This window comes from Thalassovita taeanensis, from assembly GCF_900110775.1.
GTDB lineage: Bacteria > Pseudomonadota > Alphaproteobacteria > Rhodobacterales > Rhodobacteraceae > Litorimicrobium > Litorimicrobium taeanense.
In genome coordinates, this window is the sequence record NZ_FOEP01000003.1 from 256,333 (window position 1) to 270,775 (window position 14,443).

The following is a 14,443-nucleotide window of genomic DNA, read 5'->3' on the forward strand; positions in this document are numbered from 1 at the left end:
TCGTATTTTGCAGTTGGGGGCCGGGTTTGAATTTACGTGCAATCGGAATGGGGCTGGCCTTTGCCCTCATGTGGTCGTCGGCCTTCACGTCGGCGCGGGTCATCGTTGCCTATGCGCCGCCTGTGGCCTCGTTGTCGCTGCGCTTTCTGGTGTCGGGGGTGCTTGGCGTCGGGATCGCGCTGGCGTTGGGGCAGACCTTCCGCCTGACCCGCGCGCAATGGCGCGCCACGATCATCTTTGGCGTCTGCCAGAATGCGCTCTATCTGGGCCTGAACTTCGTCGCCATGCAGTGGGTCGAGGCTTCGCTGGCCTCGATCATCGCCTCGACCATGCCGCTGATGGTGGCACTCGCGGGCTGGGTTGTGTTCCGCGAGAAACTGCCGCTTCTGGGCATCATCGGTCTGGTGATGGGCGTGGCGGGCGTCGCGCTGATCATGGGCGCCCGGATCGAGGCGGGCGTGGACCGCACCGGGCTGGCGCTGTGCCTGCTGGGGGCGGCGGCGCTGACCGTGGCCACGCTCTCGGTGCGCGGGGCTTCCTCGGGGGGGAATGTGATGATGATCGTCGGTTTGCAGATGCTGGTCGGGTCGGCGTGTCTGGCCGTCACCGCCGTCCTGTTCGAACCCTTCCACATCGTCTGGAGCTGGCAACTGATCGTCGCCTTCGTTTACACCACGCTGATTCCCGGCCTTGCCGCCACCTGGGTCTGGTTCACGCTGGTCAATCAGATCGGCACGATCAAGGCGTCGACCTTCCACTTCCTGAACCCGTTCTTTGGCGTCGCCATCGCCGCGGCGCTGCTGGGCGAAAAGCTTGGCCCGCTGGATGTGATCGGGGTCGTGGTCATCGCCGCAGGCATTCTCGCGGTGCAGATGTCCAAGCAGCCCCAGATCGCCCCACCCCCTAGCGGATCTGACTGAAGAACTCCCAGATTTCGTCAGCCGCGTTGATGTCGACATTGGTGCGCCCCACCATGCGGGGCGCCACCCCCGACCGGCCCGAGGGCCACGTATGCCCGCCCCCGTTGACCCGGTACAGCACCGTCGGCGCGGCGCATCCCTGCCAGTCATAGCGCTGCACCTGCCCGATGCGCCGCGCGGTCACCTTGTTCGCACAGCGATTGCGCGTGCGGAACATCTGCATCGTCGCATCGGTCGAAAACACCTGCCCGCGGTCCTTGCGGCCCAGCGTCAGCGGCCCGCCCTCATAGGGCACGATCGGGTCTGCGGTGCCATTCATCACCAGAACCGGCAGCGGCGCTCCGCCTCGGCATGTGCCCTCAAGAAAATCCGGCAACGGCATTGCAACAGCGGCCACCGCCCGAAACAGACGCGGCCGACTACACCCCAGGAAATAGCTCATCTGCCCGCCGCGCGACATTCCGGTCGCATACACCCGCCGCAGATCAACGGGGTGCGCCGCAGCGATCCCGGCCACCATGTGGGCAAAAAACGCCAGATCATCCTGCTGGGTTCTCGTCCGGGCCGTGACCGACCCCTCGCCAATATCCCAGACCTTGTTGGTCGCATCGGGATAGGCGACCAGAAACCCGTGCCGCTCGGCCAGATCGTTGAACCGCCCGCGCGTGTTCTTCATTATCTGCTGCCCGGTTCCACCGGCGCCATGCAGAACAACCACCAACGGCATAGTGTGCGACACCGGCGCCGTCTTCGGGGTATACAGCAGAAAATGGCGCGCCAGCCCGTCCACCATAATGCGGTGCTGTTGCAACTCGGCACTGGCCTGCACCGGAAGCAGCAGGGCCAAAACAAAAACCCAAAGCCATCTCATCATGGTCCCACCCCGTTTTACAGCCTCAGCTCACTGGGGACTGTAGCGCAGCGTGGTAACCGTTCTATTGCCCTTTGGCCGGGCAGGCGGAAGTCAGCCGATCTTGCCGCGATTTTCGCCAATCTGCCCGCCGACCTGCCCCCGGTGCAGCAGCAGATGGTCCAGGATCACACAGGCCATCATCGCCTCGCCCACCGGCACCGCGCGGATCCCGACACAAGGATCATGCCGCCCCTTGGTGATGATCTCGGCCGCCTCGCCGGATTTGGTGATCGTCTGCCGGGTTTTCAGGATCGAAGAGGTCGGTTTCACCGCGAACCGCACCACCAGATCCTGCCCGGTGCTGATCCCACCCAGAATGCCGCCTGCATGGTTGCTGGAATACACCGGCTGGCCATCGTTCCCCATAAAGATCTCGTCGGCATTGTCTTCGCCGGTCAGCGTGGCGGCATTCATGCCCTCGCCGATCTCGACGCCCTTGACCGCGTTGATGCTCATCATCGCGGCGGCCAGATCGGTGTCCAGCTTGGCATAGACCGGCGCACCGATCCCCGCAGGCACCCCGCGCGCGATCACCTCGACCACGGCACCGACCGAATTGCCGCTCTTGCGCAGCTCGCCCAGATAGGTGGCCCACGCCTCGGCGGCTTCCGCATCCGGGGCCCAGAACGGGTTCTGCGCGATCTGATCCCAGTCGAACCGTGCCCGATCAATCCCATGCGGGCCAACTTGCGTCATGTAACCGGTGATCTCGACCCCCGGCGCCAGCATCTTGATCGCCTCACGCGCCAGACCCCCCGCCGCAACCCGTGCTGCGGTTTCGCGCGCGCTTGACCGCCCGCCACCGCGATAATCCCGCACGCCGTATTTCTGCCAATAGGTGATATCGGCATGGCCGGGCCGGAACTTCTCGGCGATGTCACCGTAATCTTTTGACCGCTGATCGGTGTTCTCGATCATCAGCTGCACCGGCGTTCCCGTGGTCACGCCCTCGAATACCCCGGACAGGATCCGCACCTGATCGGCTTCCTGCCGCTGGGTGGTGAACTTGTTCTGCCCCGGTTTGCGCTTGTCCAACCACTGCTGAATCATCTCTTCCGAGATCGCCACCCCCGGCGGGCATCCATCCACCGTGGCCCCCAACGCAGGCCCGTGGCTTTCGCCCCATGTGGTGACGCGGAAAAGATGGCCGAATGTGTTCATGCTCATGGGGCAGGCTCCTTTGTCGCTGGTCTAGCGGCGGCAGCGCCATGGCTCAAGCGATTTTGGCTTGAAGGGACCGGGACAGGGCGCTAGGTGTTGCGCCACCTCGGGGTGCCAGATGTGACCAACAGCTGGCTGAGATGCAATCGTGTGAACCCGTTGAACCTGAACCGGTTAAGACCGGCGGAGGGAAGGTCTGGACAGTCTCCACACTATCTCCGCCCGTCGCAAATAGGAGGATACCATGAAGTATCTTGCACTTGCCACGGGACTGCTCGCGGCCACCCAAGCGGTGGCAGAAACGCCAGTCCTTACAATCTATACCTACGACAGCTTCGTTTCCGAGTGGGGCCCCGGTCCCGCCGTCGAAAAAGCGTTCGAGGAAACCTGCGCCTGCGACCTGCAATTCGTCGGCACCGGCGATGGCGCGGCCCTGCTGGGGCGGCTGAAACTCGAAGGCGCGCGCTCTGACGCCGATATCGTTCTGGGCCTCGATACCAGCCTCACCGGGGCGGCCGCCGCGACCGGGCTGTTCGCGCCCCATGCCGTGACCGCCGCCTATGACCTGCCCATCGCCTGGAATGACCCGCTGTTCGTGCCCTACGACTGGGGCTATTTCGCCTTCGTCAAGAACACCACGCTCAGCGCGCCGACCGATTTCCGCGCATTGGCCGATAGCGACCTGAAAATCGTCATTCAGGATCCGCGCAGCTCCACCCCCGGCCTCGGCCTGCTGATGTGGGTCAAAACCGCTTACGGCGATGAAGCCCCTGCGATCTGGGCCGGTTTGGCCGACAATATCGTCACCGTCACCAAAGGCTGGTCCGAGGCGTACGGCCTGTTTCTGGAAGGCGAGGCCGACATGGTCCTGTCCTACACCACCTCGCCCGCCTATCACCTGATCGCCGAAGAAGACGCCAGCAAAGACACGGCCGCCTTCACCGAAGGCCACTACATGCAGATCGAAGTCGCAGGCAAACTCGCGGCCACCGATCAGCCTGAACTGGCGGATCAGTTCCTTGCCTTCATGGTGTCGGATGCGTTCCAGTCGATCATCCCGACGACCAACTGGATGTACCCCGCCGTGACCCCAAAATCCGGCCTTCCCGCCGGGTTCGAGACGATGATCGTCCCACAAAAGGCCCTGCTCGTGCCCGCAGATCAGGCCGACGCGGTCCGGGATCAGGCGCTTGCTGAATGGCTGACGGCCCTGACCAAATGACCCGTGACTGGCCCGGCATCGCGGCGGCGGCATCTGTCGCTGCCCTGATTGCCGGGCCGGTTCTGGCGGTGTTGTGGTTTGCCGGGGGCGGCGCTCTGCCCGGCCCCGGCGACTGGGCCGCCGTGCGCTTCACCCTGTTGCAAGCCACCCTTTCGGCCGGGCTCAGCGTTGCGTTGGCAGTGCCTGTCGCCCGCGCCTTGGCCCGGCGACAGTTTGCCGGGCGCCGCGTGCTGATCACCCTGCTGGGCGCCCCGTTCATCTTGCCCGTCATCGTGGCGGTTTTGGGTCTGTTAGCGGTGTTTGGCCGCTCTGGTGTGCTCAACCTCGGGCTGGGCTGGCTTGGCCTGCCACCGGTGCAGATCTATGGCCTGCACGGCGTGGTGCTGGCGCATGTGTTCTTCAACCTTCCACTTGCGACCCGCATCCTGCTGCAAGGCTGGCAACAGATCCCGGCCGAGCGTTTCCGCCTTGCCGCCAGCCTTGGCCTTGGCCCCGCGCAGGTCGCCCGCATACTGGAACGCCCGATGCTGCGCGCCACCGTGCCCGGCGCGCTTCTGGTGATCTTCGCCATCTGCCTGTCCAGCTTCGCCGTGGCCCTGACGCTGGGCGGTGGCCCACGCGCCACCACGGTCGAGCTTGCGATCTATCAGGCATTCCGCTTCGATTTTGACCTTGGCCGCGCCGCCGTGCTGGCGCTGATCCAGACCGGACTGGTCGGCGCTGCCGCGCTCGCCGCCCTGCGGGTGTCGCGCGGCGATGGGTTGGGCGCAGGCATGGACCGCGCGCTGCGCCGCTGGGATGCCAACAGCCTTGCCCTGCGCGTGCAAGATGCCACCGTGCTGACCCTTGCCGCGCTGTTCCTTCTGGTGCCGCTGTCAATGATCGTCATCAAAGGGCTGGCAGGCCTGCCGCACATGCCAAACAGTGTCTATTCCGCCCTGATCGTCTCGGTCTGTGTCTCTCTGCTGTCGATGAGCCTGACCATGCTGCTGACGCTCACCATGGGTCTGGCGGCCCTGCGTCACGGCTGGATCGAAGCCATCGGCCTGCTGGGTGTGGCCATGTCGCCACTGGTGTTGGGCACCGGCCTGTTCATCCTGATCAACCCGTGGCTCAACCCCTCCAGCCTTGCCTTGCCGGTGACGGCGCTGGCCAATGCGCTGGCCGCGCTGCCCTTTGCCTTGCGGGTCGTCCTGCCTGCCCTGCGCCGGGCCGAGCATGATTTCGGCCCGCTCGCCGACGGGTTGGGCATGGCAGGCTGGGCGCGGCTGCGCTGGCTCTATCTGCCGCGCGCCCGGCCCGCGCTTGGCTTTGCCGCTGGGCTGTCTGCGGCGCTGTCGATGGGTGATCTGGGCGTCATCACGCTGTTTGCCGACCCGCAGCAGGCCACGCTGCCGCTGCAAATGTACCGCCTGATGGGCGCCTACCGGATGGAGGCCGCCGCCGGTGCCGGGCTGCTTCTGCTTGCCGCCAGTCTGGCGATCTTCTGGACTTTCGACAAAGGAGGGCGCAGCGATGCTGACGCTTGAACAGCTGCGGATCACCCAGGGCGACTTTTCCCTGACCGCTGATTTCAGCGTCCCGCAAGGCGCGCGTCTGGCGCTGATCGGGCCGTCGGGTGCGGGAAAATCGACCCTGTTAAACCTGATTGCGGGCTATCTTGAACCGACCGCAGGCCGGGTGCTGTGGCAGGGGCGCGACATTACCGGCCAGCCCCCCGGCCAGCGCCCGGTCTCGATGCTGTTTCAGGACAACAACCATTTTCCGCATCTCAGCGTGGCGCAGAATATCGGGCTGGGCCTGCGCCCCGATCTGCGGCTGAGCGCAGCACAGCACGAACAGGTCGCTCAGGCGCTGTCGCGCGTTGGGCTGGATGGGCTTGGCGGTCGCAAACCCGGAACGCTGTCGGGTGGCCAGCAAAGCCGCGCCGCATTGGCCCGCGTTCTGGTACAGCGCCGCGCCCTTGTCTTGCTGGATGAACCGTTCTCGGCGCTCGGCCCCGCGCTCAAGGCCGAGATGCTTGACCTCGTGGCCGCGCTGGTGACCGAAACCGGCGCCACCCTGCTGATGGTCAGCCACGACCCCGACGATGCCCGCCGCATCGCGCCACTGGCCAGCGTCGTCGCCGATGGCACCGTCTCGGCGCCGATGGACACCGAAACACTTCTGGCAACACCGCCCGCCGCGCTCAGGGCCTATCTTGGGGCATAACGGACCGTTCAGTCCAGCTTGCGCGCCTCGTCGATCAACATGATCGGAATGCCATTGCGGATCGGAAACGCCAGATGCGCCGGTCGGCTGATCAGCTCCTGCGCCTCGGCGTCATAGTCCAGCCGCGCGTGGGTCACCGGGCAAATCAGTGCCTCCAGCATCCGACGGTCAAACAATTGGGTCTCGCTCATTGCAACGTCTCCTCGGAATTGCCACCACGCAGCGCGAACTCGATCAGCGTCACCAGCGTTTCACGGCGCGTCGACAAGCACGGCGCCTCTAGCAAAGCCTGCTTATCTTCGGGGTCGAAATCCAGCAGCATCGACAACGAGTTGATCAACAACTCATCATCCGCATCCGTCAGACTATCCCAATCGGTTTCAAACTCCCGCGCATGAAAATAGCGCGTCAGCAGCTTCATAAACCCGGCGCGGTCGAACCCGCGATCCTGATCCTCGGCCGCGCGGTCCTGCTCGAACCCGCTCCACGACACTTCGCAGCGGCGATAGGGGCAAAACCCCTCGACCTCGGCCACGATCCGGAACCGTGAAATCCCGGTCAGCGTGACCATATACCGGCCATCCTCGGTCTCGGAAAATTGCGTCACCCGCCCGGCGCAGCCGATCTGATGCAGGCCTGAACACGCCGATCCGGGGTGAAAACACGGCTGCACCATTCCGATCAACCGCGACGGCGTTTTCAGCGCATCCTCCAGCATCGTCAGATACCGTGGCTCGAACACATGCAGCGGCAACCGCGACCGGGGCAGCAACAGCGCGCCCGGCAGCGGAAACACCGCAATTATATCTGGCAGATCTATCTGTCTGGTCATGTCCGTTGATCTAGCCCGCCGCCACGATCAGGCAAATATCAACGAACTGAGCTTGCGCCGCCCGTGCAACACAACCGGGTCATTCGGTTTCAGCGCGTCAAAGATCGTGAACAGCTGCGTCTTGGCCGCGCCCTCATTCCACTCGCGATCACGCCGGAACAGGTCCAGCAGCTCATCCACCGCCTCCTGCACCTCACCGGCGGCATACAGCGCCTGTGCCAGATCGAACCGGGCCTGATGGTCCGCCGGGTCCGTCGCAACGGCCGCCTTCAGCTCATCCAGCGGGCCACTGTTGGCCGCCTGCCGCGCCAGTTCCAGCTGCGCGTGCGCCGCATCCAACGGGGCCGAGCGTGCAATCGCCGCAGGCGCGCCATTCAGCACGGCCTCGGCCTGATCCAGCTCGCCCAACGCGATATGACAGCGCACCAACCCGCCGTACGCATCAGCGTTTTCGGGCTCTTCCTCAAGGACCGCGGCAAAGGTCTGCGCGGCATCGTCCACGTCGCCATCGGCCAGCATGGTTTCTGCCGCTTCTACCGCCTCGGCCAAACCGGCATCTTCCCCGCCAAGCTCGGCCGTGCGCGCCACAAAGGCGTCAATTTCGGATCCGGGCACGGCGCCCTGAAATCCATCCACCGGCTGCCCCTGCCAGAACGCGTAAACCGTCGGGATCGATTGCACCCGCAGCTGCCCGGCAATCTGCTGGTTTTCGTCGACATTGACCTTGGCCATGCGCACCTTGCCGCCCGCCTTGGTCACGGCTGCTTCCAAAGCCGGGCCAAGCGTTTTGCACGGACCGCACCACGGCGCCCAGAAATCCACGATCACCGGCACCTCTTTCGAGGCTTCCACGACTTCGGCCATGAAATCGGTCTCAGACACGTCCTTGATCAGATCAGCAGTGGGGGCGGTGTTTTGTCCAAGTTCCAGCATCGGGTCCATCCTAATTACAGTGTTGCGCAATATATGAGGGCACGCGCCGCGAAATCAAAGGTCAAAACTGGCAAAAACCGGTGCATGGTCGCTGGGCTTCTCCCATCCGCGCGCATCGCGCAGCACGCGGCTGCCATGCCCCGCGTTGGCAATGTCGCCCGTGGCCCATACATGGTCCAGCCGCCGACCCTTGTCCGCCGCCACCCAATCCTTGGCGCGATAGGACCACCACGAATACAGCAGCCCCTCGGGAATATCCTGTCGCGTGATGTCCACCCAGTTGCCCGCGTCCTGCACCTGCGCCAGATGCTCAACCTCAATCGGGGTGTGGCTGACGATCTTCAGCAGCTTTTTGTGATCCCACACATCATCCTCGCGCGGGGCGATATTCAGATCGCCCACCAAAATCGCCTTCTCGGGCGCGGCACCGTGGAACCAGTCGCGCATCTCGGTCAGGTAATCCAGCTTCTGACCAAACTTCTCGTTCACCTCGCGGTCCGGCAGATCGCCGCCCGCAGGCACATAGAAGTTGTGGATCGTCACGCCATTTTCCAACTGCCCCGCGATGTGCCGCGCATGCCCCAGAGCGGCGAAATCTTCCGATCCCACTTCCTTGATCGGCAGCTTCGACAGGATCGCCACGCCGTTATATCCCTTTTGCCCGCGCGCAATCATGTGGGTGTATCCCAGCGCCGCAAACCCCTCGAGCGGGATCTTGTCGACCGGGCTTTTGCACTCTTGCAGGCACAGCACATCGGGCGCTTCCTCCTGCAACAGCTTCAGCACGATCGGTTCGCGCAGCCGGACCGAGTTGATGTTCCATGTGGCAAGGGTAAAGGGCATGACAGGCTCCGCGATTATAGGCTCGCCAGAGGGGTAGCATGAGGCTGTGCAATTGCACAGTACCGAACCGTGGCATGGGGCCCAACGCCGCCGATCAGAGCCGAAACAAGGGCGTCACAGCCCCGGCTCCTCCTCCGTCGAAGGCGCAGCAAACTGTGGTCGCTCCTGATCTACAAACTCCGGCAGCGTGTCGCGCCCGCTCAGCAGGCCCGCCATGCGCGAATACATCCAGGCCGCCAGAACCTCGTTCATCCGGGTCTGATATCCCGCGCCCATCGATTTGAAAAACCGCACCACGTTTTCCTCGACGCACAGGGTGATCCGGGTCTTCTTGCCCGCGTGTCGGGTCTGGGCGATCTCGTGCCACGCGGCCGGGATGCGCCCGTTGCGATAAATCTCGTCATGCATGTCCCATTCCAACTGGGCCATGATGGTTTTCATATAGTCGAAATATTCGATCTGCTTTCTGGTCATTTTGGCTGTGGGTTTTGGCATGGTTCAGGCCCCGTGATCCGCTGTGTCAGCCCCGATCATCCGCCGCGCGCGTTAAGAAATCCGTGCACCGGCGTGCGTACCGGATGTGCATGTCCTGTGCATGCGGCGTGCAGGCCGATTTTGGGCAAAAAAATACCCGGGCGCGAAGCCCGGGTAAGTCCAACAGGGAGGTGCATATGATAACCCGCATATGCGACGGGATACGTATTTAGTAACGATGCAGTCAGAATACCACGTTGATCTGACGCAAATAAGTCTGGAATACCTTACGCCACCAACTTGTAGCCCCCGGATTCCGTCACCAACAGCCGTGCATTCGACGGATCAGGCTCGATTTTCTGCCGCAACCGGTAAATGTGCGTCTCAAGCGTATGGGTCGTCACACCGGCGTTATACCCCCATACCTCGTGGAGCAGCACCTCGCGTGCCACAACACCTTCGGTCGAGCGGTAGAGGAATTTCAGAATGTTCGTCTCTTTTTCGGTCAGACGGATCTTCTTGTCATCCTCGGTCACCAGCATCTTCTGCGCCGGTCGGAAGCTGTACGGCCCAAGCTGGAACACGGCATCCTCGGATTGTTCATGCTGGCGCAACTGGGCGCGGATGCGGGCCAGAAGTACCGGAAATTTGAACGGTTTGGTGACATAATCATTGGCGCCGGCATCCAGCCCCAGAATTGTATCCGCATCCGTATCATGCCCGGTCAACATCAGGATTGGGCTTTTAACGCCTTGTTTCCTAAGGAGTTTGCAAAGCTCGCGCCCGTCGGTGTCAGGCAGGCCCACGTCCAGAATGACCAGATCATACAGCCCCTCTTTGGCGCGTTTCATCGCCTCGGACCCACTTGCGGCCTCGAACACGTCGAAATCCTCGGTCATGACCAATTGCTCGCTCAACGCTTCGCGCAGGTCTTCGTCGTCGTCGACGAGCAGGATTTTCTTCAGTTGTCCCATCACGCGGGTCCTCCTTGGTTTGTGATCAACACATGCGGTCCCCTGCCGGTTCCGACAAGATTTGCTGCAATGGTTTCACGCGGACGTGTAAATCGCAGGGGTAATGTTTCAAATTCCAACACAAAGGGCTACATCTGCGTTCAGACAACCGGAAAGACCCACATGAGCTTCGCCCCAGATGTGACCGAGATCATTGCCCGCGCCCGCGCCGATCTGCGCATGGGGGTGCCGATCGTGCTGACCGGACCAGACGGTGCATTGGTGATGGCCGCCGAAACGCTTGAAGCCCAGCGGCTTGCCGATCTGCGCGCCTTGGGAGGAGCACCGGTTCTGGCCATCACCGCCCGCCGCGCCGAAACGCTCAAGGCGCGGGCCTATGACGATGATCTGGCGCGCGTGATCCTGCCGCCGGATGTGTCTTTGCCGTGGGTGCTGGGCGTGGCCGATCCGGCGGATGACCTGAAATCGCCAATGAAAGGCCCGCTGCGCACCAGTCGCGAGGGTCCGGCGGACCTGCACCGCGTAGCGCTGTCGTTGACCAAATCCGCCCGGCTGCTGCCCGCCGCGATTGTTCTGCCGCTGACCGACCCGCTGGGTTTTGCGGCGGCGAACGCGTTGACGGTGGTGAATGCCGCGCTGGCGGGGCCGCTGCTGGCCGCCTCTCCTCAGCCGCACCCAGTGGTCAGCGCCCGCCTGCCGGTTGAGGCACACGAGGCCGGGCGCCTTCATATCTTCCGCCCCGAGGATGGCGGCGAGGAACACTATGCCTTTGAAATCGGGTCGCCCGCGCGTGACAAACCGGTGCTTGCGCGGCTGCATTCAGCCTGTTTCACCGGCGACGTCATGGGCAGCCTGAAATGCGATTGCGGCCCGCAATTGCGCGGCGCGCTGGCGCAGATGGGGGCCGAGGGCGCCGGGGTTCTACTGTACCTGAACCAAGAGGGGCGCGGGATCGGGCTGGCCAACAAGATGCGGGCGTATTCCTTGCAGGATCAGGGCTTTGACACGGTCGAGGCCAATCACCGCCTGGGGTTCGAGGATGATGAGCGCGATTTCAAACTTGGCGCGCGGATTCTGACCTCGATGGGGTTCAGTGCCGTGAGGTTGCTGACCAACAACCCCCGAAAAATCGCGATGATGGAAAAGAACGGCATTGCGGTGGTCGAACGTGTGCCGCTGAAGGTCGGCGAGACGCACCACAACCGTGGCTATCTGGCGACAAAAGCCGCCAAGTCGGGGCATCTGCTGTGACGCCGGATGATCTGGTCCTGACCGGGCGCGGTTTGCGGTTTCGCGGCGAGTATTACCCCTGCAGTATTGGCCGGGGCGGGGTGTCTGCCCATAAATACGAGGGCGATGGGGCCACGCCGCAAGGAGTTCACCAGATTGTGGGTATGCTGTACCGCCCGGATCGGATCGCCCGGCCTGCACATTGGGCGGCCCCGATCTTTCCCGGCGATCTGTGGTCCGATGACGCAACAGATGCGGGGTATAATCAGTTGGTGCGCGCGCCTTATCCGCACAGCCACGAAAGGCTGCGGCGCGCCGATCCGCTGTATGATCTGGTGCTGCTGACGGATTGGAATTGGCCGCTGTCTGTGCCGGGCAAAGGCTCGGCGATATTTCTGCATCAATGGCGGCGTCCCGGTTTCCCGACCGAAGGCTGCGTCGCGTTCCGTCGCGACCACCTGTTGCGTATCGCGGCGCGGCTGAGCCCCGGCGCGCGGCTGATCGTGCGTTAACTAACGCGCTAGCAGCTCTTTCAGCCGCATATCCAGCATGTCTTGTTGGGCAATTGCCAGCCGCACCGGCAGTGTGACCACCTTCAGTCGGAACGACAAAGGCAGCCGCACTGCATCCTTTTCTGTGGTCACCAGTTGCGCCCCACGCATCTGCGCCTCTTTTTCTAGGCGAGTCAGCAGGGCGGGGGTCAGCGTCTGGTGATCATCCAGTGCCTCGGCCCGGATCAGGTTCGCCCCAAGCCCGCGCAGGGTCCGAAAGAACTTCTCGGGGTGGCCGATGCCGGCGAAGGCCAGAAACGGCGTGTCGGTCCAATCCATCCCGGTTTCAAGCGTCTCAAGCTGGCCGGTCAAATGTGGCACGGTGATTTTTTCCCGCCATTGCGCAGCGAAACTGGCCTGTGCCTCGGCGGCGCCGATGGACAGCAGCAGATCGGCGCGCGCCAACCCGACGCCCACAGGTTCGCGCAGCGGGCCCGCAGGCAGGCACCTGCCGTTGCCAAACCCCTGTTCGGCATCCACCACCACAAGCGACAGATCCTTGTGCAGGCCAGGATTCTGAAACCCGTCATCCATCACAATCACATCCGCGCCCAACGAGGTGGCCAGCCGCGCGCCAGCCGCCCGATCCCGCGCGACAACGACGCGGGCGAAGGCCGCCAGCAACAGCGGTTCATCCCCGACCTGAGCGGCGGAATGCCGCGCCGGGTCGACCTCGATCGGGCCCGCGATCTTGCCGCCATACCCACGCGAGACAACGAACGGTTCGGCCCCCAGATCACGAAGGCGCTGTACCAGTGCGATGGCAGTTGGCGTCTTGCCGGTGCCGCCCGCGTTCAGATTGCCGACGCAGATCACCGGTACATCCGCGCGAAAGCCCGTGGTGTTGGCAAGCCGCCGGGCGGTTGCGGCGGCATATGCTGATCCAAGCGGCGCCAGCATACGTGCCTGCCACGCGGGGCGGTCGGGGGGGGTGAACCAGAAGCGAGGGGGCTGCATCAAGACACCTCTTTCAGGTCCAGCACGTCCTGCACCAGTTCGATCAGGGCATCCGTAACCTCGGCCCCGTCCGAGCTGACCTCCCACGCTGCATTGGCCATCGAGGCCGCTTGATCCGGGGCGGACAGCCGCATGATGGCGGCAGCAAGTGTTTGTGTATCCTTGACGATCCGCGCGGCCCCTGCATTGGCAAAGCGCGAATAGGCGGACAGATAGCGGCTGACGTTCGGTCCATAAAGGATGGCCGAGCCAAGTGCCGCAGGTTCATAAGGGTCGCGCCCGCCATGCCCCGGCGCCAGCGAACTGGCCATGAAGCTGATCGGGGCCAGCCGGTACCACAGCCCCAGATCTCCGCGTGTGTCGGCCAGCAGAATCTGCGTGGCTTCCTCGGGGTATTCGCGCTTTGACCATTCCGCGATACACCAGCCGTCGCTGCGCAGCGTATCAGCGATTTCCGCGCCGCCGCTTTCGTCATCGGGCACAAGGATCAACAACTGCCGGTGGGCAAAGCGCATTGACGCGCGGTGGGCCTGCGCAATGGTTTCGACCTCTTCGGGCTGCGCCATAGCCGCCAACCACACCGGGCGACCAGCCAATCCCAACGCTAGTGCGTCGCGCTGGGACTCGTCGCACGGAAGTGCTGCGGGGCCTTCTTGTAGTGGACCCGTGATCGAGATCAGATCTTCGCTTGCGCCGAGTTTGAGCAGGCGTTGTGCCGCATTGGCGGAACTGGCCATGACGCCGCGAAACAGGCGCAATGTGCCGCCGGTCAGATCCGGCAACCAACGAAAGCGGGCGTCGTCCAGCCCGGGCTCTTCGGCATCGACAAGATACATCGGCATGCCCGTCTGGGCGGCGCTGGCGATCAGAGCCGGACGCAGATACCCGCCGGTCCAAAGGCAGATGTCGGGCCGCCAATGCGACAGGAAGTCTTTGATATCCAAAATAGATTCCGCAGGAATGCTTTGCCAGATCACATTGGACTTCAGCTGGTCCGGGCGCGGCAGATCCGGGGGAGTGGTCAGCAGCAGGTGCAGGCCGGGGCGCTGTGCGGTCAACCTTTGCGTCAACTGCAACAGCGCTGCAGCCTTTGGGAGCGACGTGGCATGCCCCCATAACAGATCCCCTGTGGGACGGGGGCGAAGAAACCCAGCCTTCTCTCGCGGCGCGCGGCGGGCGAGGGCCATGTAGGTTTTCAGGCTAAGGTTTCTTGGCATTTCAG

General features: G+C 63.6%; 16 protein-coding genes and 1 riboswitch. Of the genes, 6 read left to right on the forward strand and 10 right to left on the reverse strand.

The genetic code is table 11. From position 1 onward, the window contains the following. Positions 1–26 precede the first annotated feature (26 nt). The gene (locus tag BSF79_RS05950; protein WP_090268935.1) at positions 27–920 is read left to right on the forward strand and encodes a DMT family transporter; all 894 of its coding nucleotides are present in this window, start codon (positions 27–29) and stop codon (positions 918–920) included. Here the strand turns inward: BSF79_RS05950 and BSF79_RS05955 are convergent. Then, a complete protein-coding gene (locus BSF79_RS05955; protein ID WP_090268936.1) occupies positions 904–1,794 on the reverse strand; it encodes an extracellular catalytic domain type 1 short-chain-length polyhydroxyalkanoate depolymerase in 891 nt (296 codons plus the stop codon). The two genes, BSF79_RS05950 and BSF79_RS05955, sit on opposite strands and share 17 nt — an antisense overlap. Positions 1,795–1,884: 90 nt before the next feature. Beyond that, positions 1,885–3,000 carry a chorismate synthase gene (gene aroC, locus BSF79_RS05960; protein ID WP_090268937.1) on the reverse strand — a complete coding sequence of 372 codons (1,116 nt, stop codon included), beginning with the start codon at positions 2,998–3,000 and terminating at the stop codon, positions 1,885–1,887. Between the two features lie 91 nt (positions 3,001–3,091). Beyond that, positions 3,092–3,203: riboswitch (TPP riboswitch) on the forward strand. A 35-nt stretch (positions 3,204–3,238) separates the two neighbouring features. Between aroC and thiB the strand changes: the two genes are divergently transcribed. Genes thiB through BSF79_RS05975 form a run of 3 tightly spaced genes read left to right on the forward strand, consistent with a single transcriptional unit; the run spans position 3,239 to position 6,427 of the window. After that, the gene (gene thiB / locus BSF79_RS05965) at positions 3,239–4,216 is read left to right on the forward strand and encodes a thiamine ABC transporter substrate binding subunit (RefSeq protein ID WP_090268938.1); all 978 of its coding nucleotides are present in this window, start codon (positions 3,239–3,241) and stop codon (positions 4,214–4,216) included. Then, positions 4,192–5,745, forward strand: a complete 1,554-nt coding sequence (locus tag BSF79_RS05970; RefSeq protein ID WP_090268939.1) for an ABC transporter permease family protein — start codon at positions 4,192–4,194, stop codon at positions 5,743–5,745. The genes thiB and BSF79_RS05970 overlap by 25 nt, the downstream gene beginning before the upstream one ends. Then, positions 5,732–6,427: a thiamine ABC transporter ATP-binding protein gene (locus tag BSF79_RS05975; RefSeq protein ID WP_090268940.1), complete on the forward strand. Its 696-nt coding sequence runs from the start codon at positions 5,732–5,734 to the stop codon at positions 6,425–6,427. The genes BSF79_RS05970 and BSF79_RS05975 overlap by 14 nt, the downstream gene beginning before the upstream one ends. Positions 6,428–6,435: 8 nt before the next feature. On the opposite strand, the gene BSF79_RS05980 is transcribed toward BSF79_RS05975, so the two are convergent. From BSF79_RS05980 to BSF79_RS06005, 6 genes are all read right to left on the reverse strand, one after another. Next, complete coding sequence (locus BSF79_RS05980; protein WP_090268941.1) at positions 6,436–6,618, reverse strand: Trm112 family protein; 183 nt, start codon at positions 6,616–6,618, stop codon at positions 6,436–6,438. Next, positions 6,615–7,259: an LON peptidase substrate-binding domain-containing protein gene (locus BSF79_RS05985; RefSeq protein ID WP_090268942.1), complete on the reverse strand. Its 645-nt coding sequence runs from the start codon at positions 7,257–7,259 to the stop codon at positions 6,615–6,617. Before BSF79_RS05985 ends, BSF79_RS05980 begins: the two co-directional genes overlap by 4 nt. A 27-nt stretch (positions 7,260–7,286) precedes the next feature. After that, positions 7,287–8,192 (reverse strand): thioredoxin, encoded by a 906-nt coding sequence (trxA, locus tag BSF79_RS05990; RefSeq protein ID WP_090269103.1) that lies wholly within the window; start codon positions 8,190–8,192, stop codon positions 7,287–7,289. Positions 8,193–8,246: 54 nt separating this feature from the next. Continuing rightward, the gene (locus BSF79_RS05995) at positions 8,247–9,035 is read right to left on the reverse strand and encodes an exodeoxyribonuclease III (protein WP_090268943.1); all 789 of its coding nucleotides are present in this window, start codon (positions 9,033–9,035) and stop codon (positions 8,247–8,249) included. Positions 9,036–9,149: 114 nt separating this feature from the next. Continuing rightward, complete coding sequence (locus BSF79_RS06000) at positions 9,150–9,530, reverse strand: BrnA antitoxin family protein (protein ID WP_090268944.1); 381 nt, start codon at positions 9,528–9,530, stop codon at positions 9,150–9,152. A gap of 266 nt (positions 9,531–9,796) precedes the next feature. Beyond that, positions 9,797–10,483 carry a response regulator transcription factor gene (locus tag BSF79_RS06005; protein ID WP_090268945.1) on the reverse strand — a complete coding sequence of 229 codons (687 nt, stop codon included), beginning with the start codon at positions 10,481–10,483 and terminating at the stop codon, positions 9,797–9,799. A 162-nt stretch (positions 10,484–10,645) separates the two neighbouring features. Here BSF79_RS06005 and ribA point away from each other — a divergent pair, with 162 nt between their 5' ends. Beyond that, positions 10,646–11,734, forward strand: coding sequence for a GTP cyclohydrolase II (gene ribA / locus BSF79_RS06010; RefSeq protein ID WP_090268946.1), 1,089 nt, complete (start codon positions 10,646–10,648; stop codon positions 11,732–11,734). Next, positions 11,731–12,225 (forward strand): L,D-transpeptidase family protein, encoded by a 495-nt coding sequence (locus BSF79_RS06015; RefSeq protein ID WP_090268947.1) that lies wholly within the window; start codon positions 11,731–11,733, stop codon positions 12,223–12,225. Before ribA ends, BSF79_RS06015 begins: the two co-directional genes overlap by 4 nt. Here the strand turns inward: BSF79_RS06015 and lpxK are convergent, their stop codons facing one another. After that, positions 12,226–13,221 carry a tetraacyldisaccharide 4'-kinase gene (lpxK, locus tag BSF79_RS06020; RefSeq protein WP_090268948.1) on the reverse strand — a complete coding sequence of 332 codons (996 nt, stop codon included), beginning with the start codon at positions 13,219–13,221 and terminating at the stop codon, positions 12,226–12,228. Continuing rightward, positions 13,221–14,438, reverse strand: a complete 1,218-nt coding sequence (locus tag BSF79_RS06025; RefSeq protein ID WP_090268949.1) for a 3-deoxy-D-manno-octulosonic acid transferase — start codon at positions 14,436–14,438, stop codon at positions 13,221–13,223. The genes lpxK and BSF79_RS06025 overlap by 1 nt, the downstream gene beginning before the upstream one ends. Between the last annotated feature and the right edge of the window lie 5 nt (positions 14,439–14,443).

Bases quoted from the DNA above. Each gene is read 5' to 3' on its own strand.
- BSF79_RS05975 (WP_090268940.1), top strand. From the start codon at position 5,732: ATGCTGACGCTTGAACAGCTGCGGATCACCCAGGGCGACTTTTCCCTG.
- BSF79_RS05980 (WP_090268941.1), bottom strand. From the start codon at position 6,618: ATGAGCGAGACCCAATTGTTTGACCGTCGGATGCTGGAGGCACTGATT.
- lpxK (WP_090268948.1), bottom strand. From the start codon at position 13,221: ATGCAGCCCCCTCGCTTCTGGTTCACCCCCCCCGACCGCCCCGCGTGG.
- BSF79_RS05970 (WP_090268939.1), top strand. From the start codon at position 4,192: ATGGCTGACGGCCCTGACCAAATGACCCGTGACTGGCCCGGCATCGCG.
- ribA (WP_090268946.1), top strand. From the start codon at position 10,646: ATGAGCTTCGCCCCAGATGTGACCGAGATCATTGCCCGCGCCCGCGCC.
- BSF79_RS05955 (WP_090268936.1), bottom strand. From the start codon at position 1,794: ATGATGAGATGGCTTTGGGTTTTTGTTTTGGCCCTGCTGCTTCCGGTG.
- BSF79_RS06025 (WP_090268949.1), bottom strand. From the start codon at position 14,438: ATGCCAAGAAACCTTAGCCTGAAAACCTACATGGCCCTCGCCCGCCGC.
- trxA (WP_090269103.1), bottom strand. From the start codon at position 8,192: ATGCTGGAACTTGGACAAAACACCGCCCCCACTGCTGATCTGATCAAG.
- aroC (WP_090268937.1), bottom strand. From the start codon at position 3,000: ATGAGCATGAACACATTCGGCCATCTTTTCCGCGTCACCACATGGGGC.
- BSF79_RS06000 (WP_090268944.1), bottom strand. From the start codon at position 9,530: ATGCCAAAACCCACAGCCAAAATGACCAGAAAGCAGATCGAATATTTC.
- BSF79_RS05985 (WP_090268942.1), bottom strand. From the start codon at position 7,259: ATGACCAGACAGATAGATCTGCCAGATATAATTGCGGTGTTTCCGCTG.
- thiB (WP_090268938.1), top strand. From the start codon at position 3,239: ATGAAGTATCTTGCACTTGCCACGGGACTGCTCGCGGCCACCCAAGCG.
- BSF79_RS06005 (WP_090268945.1), bottom strand. From the start codon at position 10,483: ATGGGACAACTGAAGAAAATCCTGCTCGTCGACGACGACGAAGACCTG.
- BSF79_RS05995 (WP_090268943.1), bottom strand. From the start codon at position 9,035: ATGCCCTTTACCCTTGCCACATGGAACATCAACTCGGTCCGGCTGCGC.